At 65.3% G+C, this 1,003-nt stretch carries 1 protein-coding gene; it reads left to right on the top strand.

What is annotated here, in order from left to right:
• A partial coding sequence (locus tag ABG80_RS20100; RefSeq protein WP_235513974.1) for an IS5 family transposase occupies positions 1-987 on the top strand: 987 nt, incomplete at its 5' end.
• Positions 988-1,003 lie beyond the last annotated feature (16 nt).

Here is a 1,003-nt window from a genome sequence, read left to right as displayed (position 1 = left end):
AAGAGCGAGTTCGAGCGCGTCATCGTCGACACCACGGTGCAGGAGAAGGCCATTGCCCACCCCACCGACAGCCGCTTGCTGGAGGTCGCTCGCGGGCAACTGGCCGAGCTGGCCAAGAAGCTGGGGCTGGCGCCCAAGCAGACCTTTGAGCGAGAGGGCCAGACGCTGCGGCGCAAAGCCGGGGGCTACGCCCATGCCAGACAGTTCAAGCGCCTGAAGAAGGTGCTGCGCCGCCAGCGCACGATCCTGGGCTCTCTCATGCGCGACGTGCAGCGCAAGATGGTGGACTTGAGCGAGACAGCCCAGGCTCGGTTGCAGGAGCTGCTTGATCGCGTGGCGCGCATCCATGCGCAGACGGCCAGCAAAGCCAACCCCAGCGGGCGCGGCAAGCTCTACGCACTGCACGCCCCCGAGGTAGAGTGCATCGGCAAGGGCAAGGCCCGCAAGCCCTATGAGTTCGGCGTCAAGACCAGCCTGGCCATCACGCATGGCCAGGGTCTGATCGTGGGCGCTCGCACCTTCCCGGGCAACCCGTATGACGGCCACACCCTGGCCGCACAACTGGAGCAGACCACCACGCTGTTGCAAGACCTGGAGGTCAGGCCCACCACGGCCATCGTGGACCTGGGCTTCAGAGGTGCGGATGAGGACATCGCACCCATCGGGTTGATCCACCGGGGCAAGTCCAAGCGGCTGAGCGATAAACAACGACGATGGCTCAAGCGGCGCCAGGCGGTCGAACCAGTGATCGGCCACGTCAAACAGGACCACGGCATGCAGCGCTGCTGGCTCAAGGGCTCAGAGGGTGATGCCCTGCACGCGGTGCTGTGCGCGGCGGGCTACAACCTGCGCTGGCTGCTCAGGGCCATCGCCCGCAAGGGCCTGAAGGGCCTTTTTGCGCCCGCCTTGTGGCTGGCCATGTGGGGCATGTGGGTCCGAGCAAGCCTTGAACGCAGCCACGATCATGCACTCAAGGGCTCAAATTGAATTTTGCAAGGCCGAC

The sequence above is a fragment of the Aquabacterium parvum genome (assembly GCF_001447195.1).
Taxonomy (GTDB): Bacteria; Pseudomonadota; Gammaproteobacteria; order Burkholderiales; family Burkholderiaceae_C; genus Aquabacterium; species Aquabacterium parvum.
The sequence above is the reverse complement of the archived record's forward strand: the minus strand, read 5'-3'. Positions and strand labels throughout refer to the sequence as shown.